The sequence below is a fragment of the Arthrobacter sp. I3 genome (genome assembly GCF_000520575.1).
Taxonomy (GTDB): Bacteria; Actinomycetota; Actinomycetes; order Actinomycetales; family Micrococcaceae; genus Arthrobacter; species Arthrobacter humicola_A.
The window spans coordinates 3,937-4,813 of sequence record NZ_KI914940.1 but is presented as its reverse complement, the minus strand read 5'-3'; the positions used below and the strand labels follow the sequence as shown (position 1 = coordinate 4,813).

The 877-nt window shown below is 66.1% G+C and carries 1 protein-coding gene and 1 pseudogene; both read left to right on the top strand.

Annotated features, from left to right (window positions below; translation table 11 throughout):
* The coding region (locus tag Y706_RS28300) for an adenylosuccinate synthetase (protein WP_043436305.1) at positions 1 to 395 on the top strand (395 nt) is incomplete at its 5' end.
* Positions 396 to 457: 62 nt separating this feature from the next.
* Positions 458 to 835 (top strand): annotated as a pseudogene (locus Y706_RS0116185) (adenylosuccinate synthetase); the annotation flags it as partial.
* Between the last annotated feature and the right edge of the window lie 42 nt (positions 836 to 877).

The window sequence follows — 877 nt, the reverse complement described above, 5'->3', positions numbered from 1 at the left end:
ACACCGGCCGTCCCCGCCGCTGCGGCTGGTACGACGCCGTGCTGGCACGCCACGCCTCCCGGGTCAACGGCTTTACGGACTACTTCGTCACCAAGCTAGACGTGCTGACGGGCATCGAACAGATCCCGGTCTGCGTGGCCTACGACGTCGACGGCGTGCGGCACGACGAAATGCCCATGACCCAGACCGAGTTCCACCACGCCAAGCCGATCTTCGAATACTTCGAAGGCTGGACCGAGGACATCACCGGCGCCCGCACCCTGGAGGACCTGCCGGAGAACGCCCGGAACTACGTCCTGGCCCTGGAAAAGCTCTCCGGTACCCGGTTCTCCGCGATCGGCGTCGGCCCGGACCGCGACCAGACGATCGTGGTCAACGACCTCGTCAACGATTAGCACCGGTTGACGCAACACTGACCGGCGTACGACGGCGGCGGGTCGCCCTTGCAGGGGCGGCCCGCTGCGGCTGGTACGACGCCGTGCTGGCACGCCACGCCTCCCGGGTCAACGGCTTTACGGACTACTTCGTCACCAAGCTAGACGTGCTGACGGGCATCGAACAGATCCCGGTCTGCGTGGCCTACGACGTCGACGGCGTGCGGCACGACGAAATGCCCATGACCCAGACCGAGTTCCACCACGCCAAGCCGATCTTCGAATACTTCGAAGGCTGGACCGAGGACATCACCGGCGCCCGCACCCTGGAGGACCTGCCGGAGAACGCCCGGAACTACGTCCTGGCCCTGGAAAAGCTCTCCGGTACCCGGTTCTCCGCGATCGGCGTCGGCCCGGACCGCGACCAGACGATCGTGGTCAACGACCTCGTCAACGATTAGCACCGGTTGACGCAACACTGACCGGCGTACGACGGCGGCGGG